At 71.6% G+C, this 21645-nt stretch carries 12 protein-coding genes; 8 read left to right on the top strand and 4 right to left on the bottom strand.

The features are described from left to right. Positions 1-158: 158 nt before the first annotated feature. Complete coding sequence (locus tag ACZ4SV_RS06915; protein WP_468002041.1) at positions 159-2132, bottom strand: tachylectin-related carbohydrate-binding protein; 1974 nt, start codon at positions 2130-2132, stop codon at positions 159-161. 300 nt (positions 2133-2432) lie between these two features. Between ACZ4SV_RS06915 and ACZ4SV_RS06910 the strand changes: the two genes are divergently transcribed. From ACZ4SV_RS06910 to ACZ4SV_RS06885, 6 genes are all read left to right on the top strand, one after another. After that, entirely contained in the window at positions 2433-12143 is a 9711-nt protein-coding gene (locus ACZ4SV_RS06910; protein ID WP_468002039.1) for a polymorphic toxin-type HINT domain-containing protein, read from the top strand. Positions 12144-12288: 145 nt separating this feature from the next. Then, positions 12289-12486 (top strand): hypothetical protein, encoded by a 198-nt coding sequence (locus ACZ4SV_RS06905; RefSeq protein ID WP_468002037.1) that lies wholly within the window; start codon positions 12289-12291, stop codon positions 12484-12486. 154 nt (positions 12487-12640) lie between these two features. Further along, complete coding sequence (locus ACZ4SV_RS06900; protein ID WP_468002035.1) at positions 12641-14047, top strand: DEAD/DEAH box helicase; 1407 nt, start codon at positions 12641-12643, stop codon at positions 14045-14047. A gap of 70 nt (positions 14048-14117) precedes the next feature. After that, a complete protein-coding gene (locus ACZ4SV_RS06895) occupies positions 14118-14360 on the top strand; it encodes a DUF5302 domain-containing protein (RefSeq protein ID WP_468002033.1) in 243 nt (80 codons plus the stop codon). A gap of 173 nt (positions 14361-14533) precedes the next feature. Beyond that, complete coding sequence (locus ACZ4SV_RS06890; protein ID WP_468002031.1) at positions 14534-15325, top strand: phytanoyl-CoA dioxygenase family protein; 792 nt, start codon at positions 14534-14536, stop codon at positions 15323-15325. Between the two features lie 127 nt (positions 15326-15452). Then, the gene (locus tag ACZ4SV_RS06885; RefSeq protein ID WP_468002029.1) at positions 15453-16319 is read left to right on the top strand and encodes an AraC family transcriptional regulator; all 867 of its coding nucleotides are present in this window, start codon (positions 15453-15455) and stop codon (positions 16317-16319) included. A 37-nt stretch (positions 16320-16356) separates the two neighbouring features. On the opposite strand, the gene ACZ4SV_RS06880 is transcribed toward ACZ4SV_RS06885, so the two are convergent. Both ACZ4SV_RS06880 and ACZ4SV_RS06875 read right to left on the bottom strand, forming a co-directional pair. Beyond that, positions 16357-17421: a sodium:calcium antiporter gene (locus tag ACZ4SV_RS06880; protein ID WP_397935255.1), complete on the bottom strand. Its 1065-nt coding sequence runs from the start codon at positions 17419-17421 to the stop codon at positions 16357-16359. 129 nt (positions 17422-17550) lie between these two features. Then, positions 17551-18168, bottom strand: coding sequence for a TetR/AcrR family transcriptional regulator C-terminal domain-containing protein (locus ACZ4SV_RS06875; RefSeq protein WP_468002026.1), 618 nt, complete (start codon positions 18166-18168; stop codon positions 17551-17553). A 66-nt stretch (positions 18169-18234) separates the two neighbouring features. Here ACZ4SV_RS06875 and ACZ4SV_RS06870 point away from each other — a divergent pair, with 66 nt between their 5' ends. Beyond that, positions 18235-19494 (top strand): beta-ketoacyl-[acyl-carrier-protein] synthase family protein, encoded by a 1260-nt coding sequence (locus tag ACZ4SV_RS06870; protein ID WP_468002024.1) that lies wholly within the window; start codon positions 18235-18237, stop codon positions 19492-19494. 323 nt (positions 19495-19817) lie between these two features. After that, positions 19818-20672, top strand: coding sequence for a glycoside hydrolase family 16 protein (locus tag ACZ4SV_RS06865; protein ID WP_468002022.1), 855 nt, complete (start codon positions 19818-19820; stop codon positions 20670-20672). A 244-nt stretch (positions 20673-20916) separates the two neighbouring features. Here ACZ4SV_RS06865 and ACZ4SV_RS06860 read toward each other — a convergent pair whose 3' ends face one another. Beyond that, the gene (locus ACZ4SV_RS06860) at positions 20917-21612 is read right to left on the bottom strand and encodes a DUF642 domain-containing protein (protein ID WP_468002020.1); all 696 of its coding nucleotides are present in this window, start codon (positions 21610-21612) and stop codon (positions 20917-20919) included. Positions 21613-21645 lie beyond the last annotated feature (33 nt).

The following is a 21645-nucleotide window of genomic DNA, read 5'->3' as shown; positions in this document are numbered from 1 at the left end:
GGGGCGGACCTTTCTGGTGCGGTGCGGACCTGACCGGAGGCACACCGCCGCCCGGCCCGCCCCGTCCCCGGGCCGGCGGGACGCGAGGACGCGGGGCGGAGCGGGCGGCGGTACGACAGGCGACGGCGTCGGGCCGTCACGGAGCCTCTACGGTGTGATCACTTGGCCGGCGGCGCGGGCAGCTCGCCGCTCTTGAAGGCCGGCGCGTCGGCGGCGGCGCGCATCGCGCCGAGCGAGGTGGTCCGCTGCACCTGGTACAGGCGGGTCTGGTTGTCGGCGGTGCGGAAGGTGAACGCCCAGGTGGGGCCGGTGGGGTTGGTGTAGGTGAAGGCGGTCGGCTCGGTGGCCGCGGCGTCGCCCTCGTACGTCTCCTGCTTCCAGGTGCGCCACTGGGCGCTGCCCTGGACGGTCTCACCGGTGCTGTGGACGAGGCTGTCGGTGCCGCGGACGACGACCTCGGTGAGGCCGGTCAGCGGGGAGATCACGGCGCTGGGGGAGCCCTGCGCGGTGATGCCGGCGACGGTGTCCCAGGCCCCGTAGGCGCCGCCCTCGGCGGACTGGCCGGCGGTGACCACGTTGCCGCCGGTGTCGGTGGCGAAGACGCGGATGCGGTAGCCGGGGTAGACGACGACGGACGGGCTGCCCGTGATCGCCGGGCCGCCGAGGGAGGTCCACGCGGAGAGGGTGCCGTCCTCCTTGAACGTGGCGGTGCTCAGCGAGCCGGAGCCGTTCTTGGCGAAGAGCTGGACGCCGTCGCGTACGGTGACGGCGCTGAGCGGACCGGTCAGGCCGGTGCCGGAGAGCCGCATCCAGCCCATGAAGTCGACGTTGGCGCGCTGCTGGATGCGGTACCAGGGCGTGCCGCCCGCGTCGAGGGCGAACTCGGCCAGCAGCCCGCCGGGCGTCTTGCCGGTGACGGGGTGCTGGGCCATGGCGCCGCCCAGGTCGGTCCAGTCGCTCCAGTCCGCGGCGCCCTTGGCGCTCTGGTTGCGCTGCCAGACCCGGCCGGAGGTGTTGTGGGCGGTGACCACGACCCGGCCGTCGGTGTGGGCGGCGAGCGAGGGCGTGCCGGCGAAGGCCTCCTGGCCGGAAATCACCGTCCACTGGGCGCCGTTGATGTCGGCCGGGTCGGTGCGGCCGTGCACCAGGTGGCCCACGTTGTCGGTGTAGGCGAACTCCAGCTTGCCGTCGGGCGCCTGCATGACGGTGTTCGGGGTGTACCACTCCAGCGGCACCGGCGTCGCGGCGGGCGTGTGGCTGTTGAGGATCCGGCAGGCGTCCGGGGCACCCGAGACGTTGGAGTAGTCGGCCCAGCCGGCCGCGCCGACGGTCGTCTTGTAGACCGGGAAGTCGCGGATGTTCTCGTCGAACCGGTAGTAGTGGGCCTGACCGGCGGCGTTGACGCCGAGCAGGGTGTCCCCGCCGATCGACGTGATGCCCTTGGTGTACTGGTTCCAGTCCGCGAGGCTCTCCACGACATGGCGCTCGATCCAGCGCTGGCTGGAGAAGTCGTAGCGGGAGCGGTAGAGCTTGCCGTCGGTGGCCGAGCGCCCGTAGAGCACCCCGGTGTCCGCCGCGACGATCAGGTTGTAGCGGTCCCAGCCCTGGTCGAGGATCTTGCCGCTGCCGGGGACCCAGGTGCCGTCCTCGGTGTCGTACTTGTACGCGCGCAGCGCACCGGCGTTGTCGAGCACCCAGATCCAGCCACCGCGGTCGACGGTGACCTGATTGCGGTCCTCGGCCTTGGTCAGCCAGCCGAAGCTGTCGCTGATCTTCTTGTGGTGGACGTCCCAGGTCCCGGTGGAGCTGACCCGGTGGCTGAGGTAGAGCCCGTCGGCCTTGATGCCGTAGAACTGCGCCGACGGACCGGCCAGCATCCGGCCGTAGCCGGTCCAGCCCGTGTCGATCTGCTTCGGGTCGCTCAGGTTGCCGCCCGAGAGCGGGGTCGGCATGTCGTAGCGGAGCAGCTTGCCCGCGGAGTCGAGCCCGTAGGTGGGGCCGGTGGCGGTGCAGGACGCGGATTCGGCGGCGTGCGCGGTGCCGGGCACGGCCACCAGGAGGGGCATGGTCGCGGCGACCACGGTGGCGAGGGCCGTCAGGCGCGCTCTTCGGAGCGCTGAGTCGGAAGTCATGGCGACGGACATTAGGCAGCCTTCGGTGAACGGTGCGGTGGCGAAAAGATGAACGTCGTTATTTTGGATCTTGCGATTCCATGAACGCGGGGATTTCCCACGGGAGTCCGGGAGTTTCCGGCGCCTTGTGCAAGTGCCTTCTGAGATGGTCGTATTCGTCCGCACGGCGGTGATCACGGAAAGATCACGCCCAGATGAATGGTCCGGGTGACGGGTCGACAAAGCGGCCGGCGAACAGTCAGGCTCCCCTCACTTCTTTGAATTTCCCGTGGGGGGACTGTGCCGGTGTATCGGATACGCGTGCGCAAATTCCTGCCGGCCAGGATGCCGCGCACTCGGTGGGGCAGAGCCGTCGCGCTCGCCGTGGCGGCGGTCATCGCCATGGGGGCGCTCGCCGTCGCCGACGGCGGCATCCTGTTCTTCCCGGCGGACCCGGCCGCGGCGAGGGGCCCCGCCCAGCGCTGGGGCAGCGCCGAGGGGCTCGGTCACGCCGTGGGCGGCAGGCGCAACGACGACGCGCCGCGCTCCCTGCGGGCCAAGTACCCGCTGAAGACCCCGTCCGCCGTCCGGCCCGCGGTGCGCGAGAACAAGGTCCGGGTGAGCACCGCGCCGCCCGCGAAGGCCGAGGGCTTCGACCGCGCGACGAGCAGGGAGATCGTCTCCCGGCGGGACGCCCACAGCCGGACCTACGCCAACGACGACGGCACCCGCACCACCGAGTTCTCCACCAGCCCGCTCAACTACCGCGAGCGCGACGGGAAGTGGCGCGGCATCGACAGCTCCCTCGTCGAGAGCGGCGGCGGCTGGGCCAACACCGCCGACTCGGTGGCCGTCCGCTTCGCCGGCCAGGCCGACGACGGCGTCCTCGCCTCGGTCACGCTGCCGTCCGGCGAGTCCTTCGGGTACGGGCTGAGCGGCGCCGCACCGGTGCCGGGCAGCGCGGACGGCGTCCGCGTCAGCTACCCGCGGGTGCTGCCCGGCACCGACCTCTGGCTGGACTCGCGGGCCGGCGGGGCCAAGGAGACCCTCGTCCTGAAGTCCGCCGCCGCGCCGAACACCTTCGTCTTCCCGCTGCACCTTCAGGGCCTCACCGCCAAGGCCGCTGAAGAATCGATTCTGCTGACGGACGGCAAGGGCCGCACCCGCGCCGTCATCCCGGCCGGCGTCATGGAGGACGCCGCCCGGTCCGTGTCGCACGCCGTGTCGTACACGCTCGTCCGGCAGCCGGACGGCGGCCAGGCGCTGAAGGTGACCGCCGACCGGGAGTGGCTCGCCGACCCGGCCCGCGCCTTCCCCGTCCGCGTCGACCCCTCCGTCGACACCACGTCCGCCTCCACCGCCATGACGGTCCGCAGCGGCGGCTCCGTCACCGACCCCAAGGAACTCCAGGCCGGCAAGGGCCCGGACGGCCCCACCGCCGCCTACCTCGGCTTCCCCGGACTCGACGAGGAGCTGCGATACCACCAGATCTTCGGCGTGCAGCTCCAGGCCGTGAACTTCGAGGCGCCCTCCTGCAAGCCGCGCTCGGTCTCCGTCCACCCCGTGACCGAGTCCTGGACCGCCGGCACCGGCACCGCCTATCCCGGCCCGGCGGTCGGCGGCGCCCTCGCGTCGAAGTCCTTCGCCTACGGCTACATCGGCCTCGGCCAGTCCAAGTCCGCCTGCCCCACCGCCGGCGAGCTGTTCGACCTCGGCAAGGGCGGCCGCGACCTGGTGCAGCGCTGGGTCGACGGCACCCAGGCCAACAACGGCCTGTCCCTGCGGGCCTCGGCCACCGACCCGCTCGCCTTCAAGAAGTTCACCGGCCCCGGCACCGCCAACCCGCCCAAGCTGTACGTCACGCACTCCCCGTACAACGCCTCGTACAGCTTCCCCAAGCCCGTCCCCGACCCGCCGGTGCTCCAGAACCAGGCCGGCCAGGTGAAGGTCGCCGTCACCAACAAGGGCGCCGAGACCTGGACGCCCGCCACCTACTACCTCGCCTACCGCGCCTACGACAAGAAGGGCAAGCTGGTCACGCAGCAGCGCGCGGGCAGCCTCACCGGCAACGTGGCCCACGGCGCCCGGGCGACGGTCGACGCCACCATCAAGGCGCTCCCGCCGGGCGTCTACCTGCTCGACTTCACGATGGTGCGCCAGGGCGGCAAGGTCTTCACGGACGAGCAGGTGCCACCGGGCCGGCTGACCCTCCAGGTCTTCGACATCGCGCCGGTGGTCAAGGAGCAGTTCCCGCCCAACGGCTACCAGGCCCAGACGCTCACCCCGCAGCTGTGGGCGGCCGGCGTCGACATCGACGCGCCGCCCGGGTCCGCGCTCCAGTACAAGTTCGAGATCTGCGAGGCGGACAAGGACGGCAAGCCCGCCGCCTGCACGACCTCCGCCTACCAGACCGGCTCGGCCTACCCGGTGCCCGCCGGCCGGCTGAAGTGGGGCAAGACCTACCTGTGGCGCGGCTTCGTCAAGGACGCCTCCAACGAGGTCCCGACCCAGCAGGTGGCCCTGGTCGCCACCGTCCCGCAGCCCGAGATCACCTCGCGGCTCTCCGGGGCGCAGGGCAAGGAGTTCGACCCGAACGTCGGCAACTTCACCGCCAGCGCCACCGACGCCTCCCTCGCCGGCGTCGGCCCCGACCTGACGCTCATCCGCACCTACAACAGCCTCGACCCGCGGCGCGACCTCGCCTTCGGCGCCGGCTGGACGACCCGCTTCGACATGCGGCTCACCCCGGACGACGACGGCAGCGGCAACGTCGTCATCCGCTACCCCGACGGCCAGGACGTCCGCTTCGGCAAGAACGCCGACGGGACCTTCGCCCCGCCGCCCGGCCGCTTCGCCAAGCTGACCTTCGACTCCACGGCCGGCACCTACCGGCTCCAGGACAAGTCCGGCACGACGTACGACTTCAGCACCAGCGGCCTGCTCGCCAAGATCACCGACGCGTACTCCAACACCGTCACCTACACCTACACCGCCGGCAAGCTGACGACCGCGACGAACAACCGCACCTCCCGCTCGCTGACCTTCACCTGGACCGGCGCGCACATCACCCGGGTCCAGACGACCCCCGTCGACGGCGCCCCGCTGACCTGGAACTACAGCTACACCGGTGACCTGCTGGACAAGGTCTGCGACCCGCTGAGCGGCTGCACCCAGTACGCCTACGGCACCGGCAGCCACTACGCCACCACCGTGCTCGACTCCCGCCCCGAGTCCTACTGGCGCCTGGGCGAGGAGGAGGGCACCGCGGCGAACAGCGCCAACGAGGCCAACCTCGGCAAGGACCGCGGCACCTACCAGAACGTCACCCTGAAAGCCGCCGGCGCGCTCACCGGCGACCCCGGCACCGCCGCCTCCTTCAACGGCACCACCTCACGCGTCGACCTGCCCGCCGGCACGCTGAAGAAGAGCCGCGACGCAGCGGTGGAGGTGTGGTTCAAGACGATCGCCGGCGGCGTCGGCGGTCCGCTCGTCGGCTACCAGGACAAGGCCTGGGGCACCACGCCCGGCACCGGCGTCCCGATGCTGTACGTCGGCACCGACGGAAAGCTGCGCGGCCAGTTCTGGACCGGCACGGCCGGCCCCCTCACCGACATCACCAAGAACGTCAACGACGGCCAGTGGCACCACGCGGTGCTGTCGCTGTCCGGCTCGGCCCAGAGCCTCTACCTGGACGGCAAGCTGTCCGGGACCAGCACGGGCAAGCAGCCGCTGCAGACCACCCTCACCTACAACCAGATCGGCGCCGCCCAGGCCACCACCCCCGCGTCCTGGCCGGGCTGGGGCTCCACCGCCGCCAGGTCCTTCGCCGGCACCATCGACGACGTCGCCGTCTACCACCACCCGCTGGGCACGGCGGCCGTCTCCGCCCACTACCGCGAGGGCGGCCGCACCGCCGACGTGCTGACGAAGACGACGCTGCCGAGCGGCCGCACCGCCTCCGAGGTCCAGTACGACACCGGCCGCGACCGCGTCCAGGAGTACACCGACCGCAACGGCGGCACCTGGAAGGTCGGCACGCCCGCGGTCTTCGGCAACGACAAGGACCTGCGCCGCACCGTCGAGGTGCGCGACCCGATGGACGCCCCGTACTTCTACGAGTACGACGGACTGTCCTCGCGGCTGCTGCGCTACGGCGAGCCGATGGCGCTCGGCGCCCGCGAGTCCGGCACCGGGACCCCGTCCCCGTCGCCGTCCGACCCCGGTCAGGTCTGCACCCGGCCCGACCCGGGCGACCCGGCCTTCTGCACCACCCCGCCCGGCGGGAGCGGCGACGGACCCGACTTCATCCGCTACCCCGTCGACGGCGTCGCCATCCGCTCCTTCGCCTACGACGACAACGGCTTCCAGACCGGGATCACCAGCGAGAACGGCGACAAGGTCACCCTCGGCTACGACGGCCGCGGCAACGTCACCAGCCGGACCACCTGCCGGGCGGCCGGCGACTGCCAGACCTCGTACACCACCTACCCGACGCCGGCCGGCGACTTCGACCTGCGCGCCGACCAGCCCTCCGAGACCCGCGACGGCCGTTCGACGGGCCCCACCGACAACCGCTACCTCACCGCGTACACGTACAACTCCAGCGGCGCGCTGCTCACCCAGACGGCGCCCGACGGCGGCACGGCCCGCAACACGTACACGACCGGCGCCGAGCCCGCCGTCGGCGGCGGCAACACGCCCACCGGCCTGCCGCTCACCACCGCCGACCCGCGCGGGAAGATCACCCGCTACCAGTACTACAAGAACGGCGACCTGGCCTGGGTGACCGAACCGTCCGGCAGCATCACCAAGTACATCTACGACGCGCTGGGCCGCAAACTCAGCGAGACCGTCGTCACGGACGCCCAGCCGGCCGGCACGACCTCCACGTTCACCTACGACAAGCTCTCCCGGGTCCGCACCCTGACCGACCCGGCGGTGACCAACACCGTCACCTCCGGCAGGCACCAGCAGCGGACCACCACGGACTACGACGCCGACGGCAACGTGGTGCGCACCGAGATCAGCGACCTGCTGGGCGGCGACGCCACCCGGGTGATGACCTTCGCCCTCGACGACCACGGCCGCCCCGAGCTGGTCACCGACGCCGAGGGCAACGAGACCTCGTACACCTACGACGTCTTCGGCAACAAGACGTCGATGGTGGACGCGGGCGGCAACCACTTCGACTACGTCTACACCGCGCGCAACATGATGGCCGAGACCCGGCTGCGCGACTGGGACGACGACGGGGGCGACGACGCCTACACGGTCCTCCAGTCGTACGCCTACGACATGGGCGGCCGGCTGGTGCGGCACACGGACTCGATGGGCCGCTCGCTGGTGTACCAGTACTACGGCGACGACCTGGTCAAGTCGATCACGCTCAAGGACTTCCACAACCCCGACGGCACCCGGCGGGACGTCGTCGTGGAGTCCGACACCTACGACGGCGCCGGCAACGTCCTGACCGAGACGACCGCCAACGGCCAACTGGTCACCGCCTACACCTACGACCTGGTCGGCCGGGTGAAGTCCGAGGTCACGGACCCCGACGGGCTCGCGCGCCGCACGACGTACACCTACGACCTCGCCGGCAACGTGCTGACGACGGCCTCCAGCGGCGCCCCGTCCAACGTCCCCTGGCCGGTGAGCGTCAGCGGCGACTCCGTCCGCTACGAGTACGACGACGCGGGCAACGTCCTGCACGAGACGGTCGAGAACGGCACCGACTCGCGGACCACCGACTACACCTACGACGACCGCGGGCTCACCACCTCCCAGACCGACCCGGCGGGCCACACGACCGAGTACGGCTACGACGAACTCGGCCGGCCCGTCTCCGTCACCGCGCCCCCCGTCCTCACCGAGTCCGGCGGCAGCGCGCCCGCCACCTCCCGGCCCACCACCTTCACCGGCTACGACACCTTCGGCGCGGTCACCGAGTCCGCCGACGCCCTCGGCAACGTCAACCGCACCGCCTACGACCGGCTGGGCCGCCCGGTCACCGAGACCGCGCCCGCCTACACCGCGCCGGGCTCCACCGACACCGTCGCCCCGACCGTCACCCACGCCTACGACGCCCTCGGCAACGTCACCGAGAGCACCGACCCGCTCGGCCGCGTGACCAGGTACCAGTACGACCGCCAGAACCGGCTCACCGTGAAGGACGTCCCCGTCGGCACGGGCGACGAGCGGGGCCAGTGGACGTACACCTACACCCGTACCGGGGAGATCCTGTCGGTCACGGACCCGAACGGCGCCCGCGCCGAGACGACCTACGACGACCTGGACCGCCCGGTCACCAGCACCGCGATCGAACGCAAGCCCCGGCCCGGCGCCTTCACCACCCGCAGCGAGTACGACGACGCGGGCAACGTGGTGCGGCAGACCTCGCCGAGCGGCGCCGAAAGCCGGTTCACCTACGACAGCCTCGGCCAGCTGACCCGGCTGCAGGAGCCCAGCGGCGTCGTCACCCAGCTCGGCTACGACGCCGAGGGCCGCGAGGTGCGCCGCACGGACGGCATGGGCCGCACCTCCGCGAAGATCTACGACCAGCTCGGCCGGCTCGTCCAGGACCAGGACCTGGACCCGGCGAACAACCAGCTCCGCAAGGTCGGCTACACCTATGACAAGGCGGGCAACCTGGTCACCTCGACCAACCCGCTGAACCGCACGACGACGTACACCTACGACGCCCTCAACCGGCTGACCGGCCAGACCGAACCGGTCTCCGACACCAAGTCCCTCACCACGTCCTTCGGCTACGACGCGCTCGGCAACCGCACCCGCTACACCGACGGCCGCGGCAACTCCACGCTCTACACGTTCAATTCGCTTGGCCTCGCCGAGTCCGTGATCGAGCCGGCGACCGCCCGCGACCCGGCACCGCAGGCCCGCACCTGGACCACCGCTTACGATGCCGCCGGCGAACCCGTCAAGGTCACCGCCCCGGGCGGCGTGGTCCGCGAGCGCGCCTACGACAAGGCGGGAGAGCTGGTCCGCGAGACCGGCACGGGCGCCGCCGCGGCCACCGCCGAGAAGGCGTTCCAGTACGACGCGGCGGGCCGCCTGACCAGGGCCTCCTCCCCGAAGGGCGACAACACCTACGAGTACGACGACCGGGGCGCCCTGCTGAAGGCGACCGGCCCGCTCGGCGACGCCACGTACCAGTACGACGACGACGGCCTGCTCACCAGCCGCACCGACGCCGCCGGCACCGCCGTGTTCGGCTACGCCAAGCAGCAACTGGCCTCGGCGACCGACCCGCTCACCGGTGTCCGGCAGAGCTACACCTACGACGGCGCGGGCGCGGTCAAGAAGGTCGACTACGGCGCGGGCCAGTCCCGCAGCTTCACCTACGACGACCTGGGCCGCCTCGACACCGACACCCTGAAGAACAGCGCCGGCCGGACCATGGCGTCGACCGACTACGGCTATGACGACGACGACCGGCTGACCTCCAAGACCACGGCCAGCACCGCCAAGGCCGGCACCCACACCTACGGCTACGACCAGGCCGGCCGCCTCACCTCCTGGACGGCCGACGGCACCACCACGGAGTACGCCTGGGACGACAGCGGCAACCGCGTCAGGAACGGCGACAAGACCGCCACCTTCGACGAGCGCAACCGGCTGCTGTCCGACGGCGACTACACCTACGCCTACACCGCGCGCGGCACCCTCGCGTCGCGCACCAGCTCCGGACTGAAGGAGGACTTCACCTTCGACGCCTTCGACCGGCTGGTGAAGGCGGGCGAGTCCGGCACGGAGTACACCTACGACGCGCTGGACCGGGTCGCGTCCCGCAACGGCGCGGACTTCTCCTACGCCGGCTTCGCACCCGACCCGGTCAAGGACCAGACCTCCACCTACGGCCGCGGCGCGGCGGACGAACTGCTCGCGGTCGCCGAGGGCGGCACCGCCGCCCGGCTGACGCTGGAGGACAAGCACGGCGACGTCGTCGGCAGCATGTCCGCAGCGGACGGCGCGGCACCCGCCCTGGCCGAGTCCACGGCCTTCGACCCCTTCGGCCGGGTGCTCGGCACGGACGGCGTGACCGGCAACGCCGGCTACCAGGGCGGCTGGACCGACCCGGACACCGACCAGGTCGACATGCAGTCCCGCTGGTACGACCCGGGGACCGGCACCTTCGACTCCCAGGACTCCTACCTCTACAGCTCCGGCGCCTCGATCCTGGCCAACCGCTACACCTACGGCGCCGGCGCCCCGCTGGACTACACCGACCCGGACGGCCACTGGCCGAGCTGCGGCTGGTGCAGCAAGGCCGCGAGCTGGACGGGCAAGAAGATCCGCCAGGGCGCGAGCTGGACCGGCAAGAAGATCCGGCAGGGCGCGCACTGGGTCTCCAAGACCGCCCAGTCCGTCTGGCACGGGGTGCAGTGGGCGTGGAACAACCCCGGAGCGGCGTTCAAGCTGGCGCTGAGCTACGTCGGCAAGGCCGCCAACTGGGTGTACCGCAAGTCGGGCCTGAAGACGGCCGTCGACGCCACCGTGAACGCGGTCAGATGGGTCGGCCAGAAGACGGGCGTGACCGAGTGGGCCCGCGAGAAGGCCAGACAGGCCGCCCGGGCGGCCTACCAGGCCAAGGTCTACCTCACGAAGAAGGCCAGACAGGCGGCCTCCTACGCGGCCCGGCACAACCCGGTCCCGGCGATCCTCGCCGCCACCAAGCCGCTGATCGCCGTCGGCAAGGCGATCGTCACGGCCGACCCGAACCTGCCGGCGATCATCGTCGGCGCGGCCGTCCAGGTGGTCGCCGACGCCGCCAAGGCCGCGGACGCCATCCGTGACGAGGTCGTCAAGCAGGTCGGCAGCGTCGTAGAGACCGTCTCCGACGCGGTCGACTGGGGCGAGGTCTGGGACGACGTCAAGACGGTCGGCAACGTCATCGGCGACGTCACCGGCTTCAACGACATCAAGGACTGCGTCACCACGGGCGACATGGAGTCCTGCGCCTGGGCGGCGGCGACCGTGGGCGGCATCGTCCTCGGCGGCGCCGGCGCGGCGGCGGTCCGGGCGGCGAAGGCCGGCCGGATGACCGCGAAGGCGGCGAAGTACGCGGACCAGATCGCGAAGGCGGCCGAGAAGGGCAAGAAGGTCCTCGACGAGGCCGAGGCGGTGGGGGAGTGCGTCTCGACCGCCCGCGACGTGGCCTCCCTCGCCAGCGGCAACAGCTTCGTCCCCGGCACCGAGGTCGCGATGGCCGACGGCAGCCGCAAACCGATCGAGAAGGTGCGAGAGGGCGACGAGGTCCTCGCCACCGACCCGACGACCGGGAGAACGTCCAAGGAGAAGGTCACCGACACCATCGAGGGCCGGGGCGCGAAGAACCTCGTCCGGGTCACGATCGACACGGACGGCGCCCGCGGCCACGCCACGGACACCCTCACGGCGACCGAGGGCCACCCCTTCTGGGTCCCGGACCTGAAGAAGTGGCTGAGGGCCGGAGAACTCCGCCCCGGCGAATGGCTCCGCACCGGCTCGGGCACCCAGGTCAAGATCGAAGCGGTCAGCGCCTGGACCCAACAGGCAGCGGTCTACAACCTGACGGTCGACAGAGCCCACACGTACTATGTGCTGGCGGGGGCCACGCCGGTCCTCGTCCACAACTGCGGCCTCCCGGAGTACGCCGACAGCCTGCGCCCCGGCTTCAACAAGGTGACCGGTCCCTTCTACGCGGCGAAATACACCTCGCCGTCCGGCAGGACGTACTTCGGTCACTCCGGGCACGGCATGACGCCGGCGCCCGGCGGAGAGGTCGACTCCCTCGTCCGGCGGTTCTCCCCGGAGGACGGTCGCTACCATGCGGGATGTGCCGAGACGATGTGTCTCATCCAGGCCGAGGCGGCGGAAGGCGCGGCCGGGATTCAAGGGGGATCGTTCGACGTGGTCAAGGTGAGGGGACTCAACTCACCGCCCAACGGGGCGCACGGCACCCCCGCCAGTCCTTGTACGACAGTGTGTCAGCCCAGGCTGCGGAACCAGGGAATCAGCTTCCAAGAGGATTGATGTGACAAGGGAACACCTCCGGGTCAACCGATTCGGTTTCGCCGAATACGAAGACATGATCGAACTCTCTGGCGGAGTGGACACTTCCGAACTGGCGGGAATTCTGACGTCGGTCGTGGAGCTGGTTTTCTCGGAGGAGTCCGGCTTGCTCGATACGCTGACGGACGGCGCCCAGGCGGATTTCGTGGTCCCTCTGGGCATGTGCGCGAAGATGCTGTCGCTCGGCGAGTACTCGGCGATGGAACTGGTCTCCGCGGCCTGCACCGTGCGGTACTGCGCCGAACCCCACATGCCCGGGTTCCCCGACGACCTCGCACACCTGCTGTCCCGGCTGCCGCGCTGAGCGACCGCACGGGAACGGCGTGACGTGCCTGTGCTATCGTCATGCGTTTGCGTGGTCGTCGCGGTGGGCGATTCCGTCCGTTCGGTTCCGCTCGTGCGGGGACCGTCCGGTCCTGCCGGGCCTTCCTCGATACGTCCCCTGCGGAAGGCTCCTCATGAACCACCCCGACGACTCCGGCACCGCACCCGGCGGTCCCGCCACGACCGCGCCGCCCCCGGCCGTCTCCTTCGCCGGCCTGGACCTGCCGGCGGAGGTGCTGCGGACCCTGGACGGACTCGGGGTGCGCGACCCCTTCCCGATCCAGGCCGCCACACTGCCCGACGCCCTGCGCGGCCGCGACGTCCTGGGCCGCGGCCGCACCGGATCGGGCAAGACGCTCGCCTTCGGCCTGCCGCTGCTGACGCGTACGGCCGGGCGGCGCGCCGAGCCGAAGCAGCCCCTCGCCCTGATCCTCGTACCCACCCGGGAGCTGGCCCAGCAGGTCACCCAGGCGCTCGCACCGTACGCCGAGGCGTTGCGGCTGCGCACGGCCACGGTCGTCGGCGGCATGTCCATCGGCCGGCAGGTCGCCGAGCTGCGCGAGGGAGCCGAGGTGGTCGTCGCCACCCCCGGACGCCTGCACGACCTGATCGAGCGCAACGCCTGCCGCCTGGGACGCGTACGGATCACCGTGCTGGACGAGGCCGACCAGATGTGCGACCTGGGATTCCTGCCGCAGGTCTCCGAGATCCTCGACCAGGTGCGCCCCGACGGCCAGCGCATGCTGTTCTCGGCCACGCTCGACCGCGACGTCGACCAGCTCGTCCGCCGCTACCTCCACGACCCCGTCGTCCACTCGGTCGACCCGTCCGCGGGCGCGGTCACGACGATGGAGCACCACGTCCTGGTCGTCCACGGCCCCGACCGCTACGCCGTCACCACGGAGATCGCCGCCCGCGACGGCCGCGCCCTGCTGTTCCTCGACACCAAGCACGCCGTCGACCAGCTCACCCGGCATCTGCGGGCCAGCGGAGTGCACGCCGGGGCCCTGCACAGCGGCAAGTCCCAGCCGCAGCGCACCCGGACCCTGGCCCAGTTCAAGAACGGCCAGATCACCGTCCTGGTGGCGACCAACGTCGCCGCCCGCGGCCTGCACGTCGACGACCTGGACCTCGTGGTCAACGTCGACCCGCCCACCGACCCCAAGGACTACGTGCACCGGGCCGGCCGCACCGCCCGCGCCGGCGAGTCCGGCAGCGTGGTCACGCTCGTGCTGACGGGCCAGCGCCGCGAGACCAGCCGGATGCTGACCGAGGCCGGGATCGAGCCGACCGTCACCAAGGTGCGCTCGGGCGAGGCCGAACTGAGCCGGATCACCGGCGCCAAGTCCCCCTCTGGCACCCCGCTCGACAGCGGCCCCGCCGTACCCCGGCCCAAGAACACCAACGCCCCGTTCCGCGGCCTGGGCACCAGCAAGGACGCCTCCCGCGGCGCCGGCGGCAAGTCCCGCAAGTCCGGCGAGGCCCGCAAGCTGGCCGAGGCCCGCAAGGCCGCCCTCGTGCGCCGCAACCGAGCGGGTTGATAACGCCGGTGCCCCCACCGCGCCCGGCATGACAAGCTGTGCCTGCCCACCCCCAACCCAGGAGGTCCCCATGACCCCAGAGCCCGCCACCACGGAAGGTTCGGAGCCGACCGTCCCCGAGACGTCCCCTGTGACGCCGGACGACGACGGCACCTACGACCTCAAGCGCAAGTTCCGCGAAGCCCTGGCGCGCAAGCGCGGTGCGCAGGCGGACGCCGCCGACGTCGCCGCCAACCCGGACGCGTCGAAGGTGCGCGCGGCGCACGGCCCGGCCTCGAGCCAGCGGTCGTTCCGGCGCAAGAGCGGCGGCTGAGCGGACCGGCCCCACGGCCGGCCCGCTCCACCGGCACCCGAAGCCGGTGACACCCCCGAAGGCTGCCCCGACCGAGCCTCTCGCGGTAAGAGGACGCCGTACGCGCGATACCCGACAAAGCCGGTGCGGAGGAAGTCGGGTGAGCGCGGCCGGTGCCGCCGCACGATGGGGGCATGGACGACACGACCTTGGTATCCCGTTTCCTCCGTGACGGCTTCGTGAAGCTGGAGGGCGCCGTCGCGCCGCGCGTGGCCGCGGACTGCGCGCGGCTGCTGTGGCGGGAGACGGGCTGCGACCCGGACGACCCGTCGACGTGGACGCGGCCCGTGCACTGGGTGGCGGGCATGGCCCAGGGGCCGTTCGCCGCCGCGCCCAACTCCCCGTTCCTGCACCACGCGTACGACCTGCTGGTCGGCGCGGGACGCTGGGAGCCGCGTTACTCGCTGGGCACGTTCCCGCTGCGCTTCCCGCACCCGGAGGAGCCGGACGACGCGGGCTGGCACATCGAGGGCAGCTACCTGCCGGAGGGCGAGAACTGGTACTTCACCAATCTGCGCTCCCGGGGCCGGGCGCTGCTGATGCTGTTCCTGTTCAGCGAGGTCGGCGAGGAGGACGCCCCGACCCGGATCCGGGTCGGTTCGCACCTCGACGTGCCCAAGGTGCTGGAGAAGTACGGGGAGGACGGGGCGAGCGGGCTGACCCTCGCCCCCGAACTGACGGCGGCGTCCGGCCACCGGCCGCTCGCCCTGGCCACCGGGTCCCCGGGCGATGTCTTCCTGTGCCATCCGTTCCTGGTGCACGCCGCGCAACCGCACCACGGGGCGCGGCCGCGCTTCATGGCCCAGCCGCCGCTGCTGCCGGCCGCGCCGTACGCACTGGAGCGGGCCGACGGCGCGTACGCGCCCGTGGAGACCGCGATCCGCCGGGGCCTGGGCCGGGACACCCCCGGCCACGGCGCCGGATAGACATGCGACACGGCTGCCGTCGGCACGCTGGCCGTGCGGGGGACATACCGTCGGCACGGCGGCCGTGCGCGAAGAGAGCGCCGTCAGCACCGTGGCCGTGCGGGGAGAGAGACGAAGGAGGCCGGGCATGCCCGAGCGGCTGAACCGGGCCATGGAGCACATCGAGCGCCGGCTCGGCCAGGACCTCGACGTCGCCGAGCTGGCGCGCGTCGCGGGCACCTCGGAGTACCACCTGCGCCGGATGTTCTCCGCGCTCGCGGGCATCCCGCTGTCGGAGTACATCCGGCGCCGCCGGCTCACCCTCGCCGGTGCCGACGTGCTCGCGGGCCGCGAGACGCTGCTGGACATCGCGGTGCGCTACGGCTACGGCTCCGGCGAGGCGTTCGCGCGGGCGTTCCGTGCCATGCACGGCATCGGACCGGGCGAGGCCCGCCGCACCGGCGCCGCGCTCAGCTCCCAGTCCCGGATGTCCTTCCGCCTCACCGTCGAGGGGAGCAGCAGCATGCGGTACCGCGTCGTGGACAAGGCGGCCTTCACCGTCGTCGGGTTCCGGACCCGCGTACCGCTGGTGCACACCGGACCCAACCAGGCGATCGTGGACTTCGTCCGGGGGACCGACCCACGGGCGCTGGAGCGCCTGGAGAAGCTGTCGGACCAGGAGCCGCACGGCATCGTCGCGGTCTGCGACGGCATGGACCCCAGCCGCGCCGAGGGCACCGAACTCGACTACCACCACGGCGTGATCACTTCCGCGGCGCCACCGGAGGGCACGACCACGCTGGCCGTCCCGGCCGGCACGTGGGCGGTCTTCACCACCTCCGGGCCGGTGCCCCGGGCGATCCAGGAGCTGTGGCGGGACGTGTTCACCGAGTGGTTCCCGTCGAACCCGTACCGCACCCGCACCGGCCCCGAGATCCTGCGCACCCGCCTGTCGCCGGACCGGACCGAGGCCGACGCCGAACTGTGGCTCCCGGTGGAGCCGGAGCACGGCTGACAGCGCCACCGGCCAGAGGTGAGGGGACCTGCTCAGCTCAGGTGGCGATGGTGGCCAGGCCGGCGATGCCGACGAGGTAGATGACCACCGCGGCGATGCTGTCGACGCCCATGCGCGCGTACTGGCGGCGCGGGCGGAAGATCAGCCCCGCCATGTAGACCACGGTCAGCAGGATCCCGAGCGCGGTGAGGTAGATGTCGGTGTCGTGCGCGGCCGGCAGGACCGGTCGGCCGGAGATGACGGTGGCGAGCAGGAACAGCACGGGCAGGAAGGCGTTGCCGCCGAAGATGTCGCTGATGGCGAGCTGGTAGTCGCCCAGCCTGGTGGAGGTCAGACCGGTGCTGACCTCGGGCAGGGAGGTGGCCGCCGCCAGCACGGTCGCGCCGAACAGCACACCGCTCAGACCCTGCCGGGCGAAGAACTCCTCGCCGCTGCGCTCGATCACGACACCGGCCACGAGCGTGGCCAGCGCGGCCACGCCGAACACCAGCGCGGCGCGCGCGGTGCTCACGCCCTTGTCGCTGGCGGCCTTCTCCTTCTTGCCCTTGGAGTGGCCGCGCGGCTCGGGCTGGCCGTCCGGGGCGTCACCGCCCTCCCGCCACGGCAGACCCCGGCCGGCCCGGTCCAGCAGGATCAGACCGACCACCCACAAGATGGCGATCGCCACCGAGGCGGGGGCCAGACGGGCGGCGTGCAGGCCGGGGGAGAGCTGCGTGCCCATCACCACCACGGCCAGGACGACCACCACCATGGCCCCCTCCAGGACCAGTTGCAGACTGGCCGCCAGACGGGTCAGCGGAGCCCGCGGCCGGACCCCGGCCGCGTCCAGGACCGCCAGCACGACCGTCTGGATGGCGATACCGCCCAGAATGTTGCCGACCGCGACATCCAGCCGGCCCGCCATCGCCGCGCTCGCGGTGATCGCGATCTCGGGCAGGTTCGTCGCGACCGCCAGCAGGATCAGACCGCCCAGCGCACTGCCCAGATGAAGCCGTTCGGCGAGCACATCGGTGGTGTCCGACAGCTTGACACCCGCGAACCAGATGACGGCCGCACTGGCCACGAACAACGCCAGCAACACCGGCGAACCCAAAGATCCCATGCCGCAGCACGTACCCGCCGATCCGGAGCGGAACCAACGGCACGCCGGCGTCGCACGGGGAAGCCCTTCCCGGCCCGCCGAGCCCTGGCCCCGCCTTGACGGCGGCGCGGCGCGGCGGCAAGGAACGGCCTAGCCGGGTTCGGGTGCGTCCTCGATGGTCAGCGCTCCGGCGAGGTCGAGGTCGCCGTTGGTGCCGTGTGCCCCGGCACGGACGAGCAGCACCGCGCCGAGCGCGGTGCTCCAGAACGTCCTGGCCTCCACGTCGAGCGGCCGACGGGCCCTCCAGCCGCGGGTGTCGATGAGCTGGCTCACGAAGCGCTCGGACTGCCGGAACAGCAACTGGAGGTGCTGGTCGACCACGGGGGCGAGTTCGGGCTTGGAGATCCCGGTGGCGAGTGCTCGCGTGACCGAGGGGAGCGAGGGCATGGCCAGTACGGCGCGGGCGATGTTGCGCCGGAAGGCCGCCGCATCGGGGGCTTGGCGACCGATGCGCTCGATCCGCCGGGTGTCGTGCAGCAAGCCGAGGAAGGCGGCGTGTACGAGCAGCGAGTCCTTGGAGCCGAAGTAGTAGGTGACCTGATTGGGGAAGACGCCTGCCGCGTTCGCGATCTCCGCGACACTCACTTCCGCGCCGGGCCGCTCCTTGCAGAGCCGGGCAGTGACCTCGATCAGCCGGCGTCTCGTCGCGCGACCACGGTCGAGCGCCGGAGTCGGCGTCGCGCGGGCTTCGGTTCGCTTCTTCTCCACCCCTGGATTGTATGTGATACAACAAGCCCTGCCAGTTTGTATGGCATACAAGAAAGGTCGAAGCGCATGCAACACACTGAAGTCGTCGTGACCGGGCTCGGCGCGATCACCCCACTCGGTGGAGACGTGGTGTCCACCTGGAACGCCCTGCTCGCCGGCGAGTCCGGCATCCGCGGCGTCCCGCGCGGCCACGCGGACGCCGGCCTTCCCGACACCGTCGCGGGGACGATGGCGATCGACCCCGCCCAGTTGCTGTCGCCGGTGCGGGCCAGGAGGCTCGACCGCTCGCAGCAGGCGGCCCTCGGCGCGGCGGCCGAAGCCTGGGCCGACGCCGGGGCCCCGCAGGTGGAACCGGACCGGCTCGCATCGGCGATCGGCACGGGCATCGGTGGTGTGGGCACGCTGTTGGAGCAAGACGACGTACTGGAGAAGGCCGGGACGCGGCGCGTCTCACCGCGTACGGTCCCGATGCTCATGCCGAACGCGGCGGCGGCGCTGATCAGTATCGAGTACGGCGCACGGGCTGGTGTCTACACGCCCGTCTCGGCGTGCTCTTCCGGTGCCGAGGCGATCGCCCTGGGGGCCAGGCTCATCCGTGCCGGCGAGGCGGACGTGGTCATCGCGGGCGGGACCGAGGCCGCGATCACCCCGATCACCGTCGCCGGATTCGCCCAGGCGCAGGCACTGTCACGGCATACCGGCGAACCCGCGTCCGCGTCCCGGCCGTTCGCCGCGGACCGCAGCGGATTCGTCCTCAGCGAAGGCGCGGCCGTCGTGGTGCTCGAAAGCGCCGAGCACGCCGGTGCCCGGGGCGCGCGCGTCCACGCGGTGCTCGCCGGCGCCGGTATCGCCGCCGACGCTCACCACATCACGGCGCCCGCTCCCGACGGCTCCGGTCAGATCTCGGCCATGCGGAAGGCCCTCGCGCAAGCCGGCTTGGCTCCCGGGCAGATCGGCCACATCAACGCACACGCCACCGGAACTCCGGTCGGTGACGTCGCCGAGGCACACGCGATCGGGGAGGTCTTCGGCCGCGCCACCGTGACAGCCCCCAAGGCGGCTCTCGGCCATCTCTTCGGCGCGGCCGGCGCGATCGAAGCCCTCATCGCTGTCCTCAGCGTGGAGCACGGCGTCATCCCGCCGACCCGCAATCTGGCCACGGCCGGCGTCGGTCCCGGCATCGACCTCGATGTCGTCACCGAGCGACGAGAGGTCCCCCAGGAGGCCGTGCTCAGCAACTCCTTCGGCTTCGGTGGACAGAACGTCTCACTCGTCGTCACCGGCGCACGGCACCACGCGTCCCGTACGGCCGCGACGACATCATGACGCACACGAACTGACCCTGGTCGCCGGGCACCGCCCGGCCGTCCGACGAACGTTGCCGGCTCCCACCAACGAACCAGCTGAGCCCCTCCAGCCGGGGTGCCGAGACCGTCGACGTACCGGATCGTGGCGTCGACATGTCACATGATGCTCAGTCATGCTCATGAGTGCGCACCGTGACCGGCACGCGCCGGCATCGACCTGGCCGGCGCTTTGTAAGGTTCGTGTCCTGTGGACAGGTCGCGGTTCCTCCGGGTCCGGTCACCTCGCGCGGAGGGACACGACCGTGCTCACCGTTTTCCGCACCTTCTCCCAGGAGCAACGCCATGAACCGACGTACCCGCCTGGCACTCGTGCTGGCACTGGGCGGACTGCTGGGCGGATGCGCCTCTCCTGGCGGCACGAGCCCTTCCCCGTCCGGGGAACGGCCCTTTTGGCGGGCCGAGTTCGACGGAGCGGCGGCCGCACGCCCGTCGGAGGAATCCTGGAACACGGAGATCGGTAACCGGGACGCCGAGGGCTGGGGCAACAACGAACTGCAGTACTACACGGACGAGGTGGCCAACTCCGCCCTCGACGGCGCGGGTCACCTCCTCATCTCGGCGCGGCCGGCCCCCGGGGCATCACGCCTGCCGTGCTACACGCGGCAGTTCTGCACCTGGACGTCGGCCCGGCTCACCACCGAGGGAAAGGTCGCACTCACCCGCGGACGCGTGGAGATACGCGCGAAGATGCCCACCGGCACGGGACTGCTGCCGGCGATCTGGATGCTGGGCGACAACGGAGTCGAGTGGCCCGGACAGGGAGAGATCGACATCTGCGAGGTGGTCGGCGGAGAACCGCGAACGGTGTACGGCACCGCCCACGGGCCGTCCTACTTCAACGAGAACGGGATCGGCGGCTCCACCACCCTCCCCGCTGACGCGTCGCGGGCCTTCCACGTCTACGCCGTCGACAAGCGACCGCGGCGCATCACCTGGTCCGTCGACGGAAAGCCGTACTTCACCTTGACCCCGTCGCAACTGCCCGAGCCACGTGACTGGGTCTTCGAACAGGACATGCACCTCCTGCTCAACGTCGCCGTCGGAGGCGACTGGCCCGGCCCTCCCGACGCCTCGACACCCTCTCCCGCGACGATGTCGGTCGACTACGTGCGCTTCTACGGCGAGGGCCACGCGTGACGGTCCAGTACCGGCGGGAAATCCCGTGGTCCTCCACTGCATGCGGCCCCACGCCGTCACCGAGGACGGACCAGAGCATCCGGCACGCCGGGCTGAGCCTTGTGGGCAAAGGCGACGGCTACGATCACCTGCCCTGATGGCTGTGCAAGGAAGGCGCCCGCCCTGGCGGACATCCCCGCGGTGGCCGTCTCCTACACCGGTGTGATGTGCGGCTGCGTGTACGCCGCACATCACGCCGGCCGGGTCACGGGTGGGTGGCCGTACTCCTGGCCGGTGTGTCCGGCTCGTGCCGGGGGACGGCTGCCGGGCGGAGACTCACGCGGGTGATCTGGGGGCCGCAGTGGGGCAGCGTCCCGGTGCTGGACTGGGAGATGAACCGGATGACGGTGTCGTCTTCCCGGGCGGTGAACTGCCGGGACCGGGCGGTCCAGGCGGGCTGGTGACCGGTGCCGGACGGCCGGTAGGTGACGGCGCGGGTGTCACCGATCACGAGCTGGTACGGCTGGTCGTCGGCGTTCTTGTCCGCGCAGCTCTGTTTCTCCGGATCGAAGCCGGTGGGGTCCTGCGGGGCTCCGGGCCAGGTGTCCGGCGCGTCCTGCCAGGTGAGTTCGTAGGTCTGGCCGGCTGTGGTGGCGATGCTCTGGCTGACGGCTCCGTTGTGGGAACCGGTGAGGTCGGCGGACTGCGCGTCGTCGAGGCGGGCCAGGGAGGGGCTGTAGAGGTCGATGTCGTCGCGGGTGAGCGACCAGTGGGCCGGGCCGTGGGCGGAGTCGCCGGTGACGCGCAGGTAGCTGCCGGCAGGGGCGGTCGGGTCGGTGAAGGTGCCGTTGCGGACGGACGGTTCGGCGACGGCAGCGGTGCTGTGTCCGGTGAGTTGGCTCGCCGTGACGAGCAAGGCCGTTGCGGCGAGCAGACAGGTGGCGGCAGCGGGGTGCTTCAAGCTGGTTCTCCTGGAAGGGCGGGGCGCGCTGTC

It is taken from the genome of Streptomyces sp. NPDC027672 (assembly GCF_055566335.1).
Note: the sequence above shows the minus strand (reverse complement) of the source record. Positions and strands in the feature narration are given on the sequence as shown.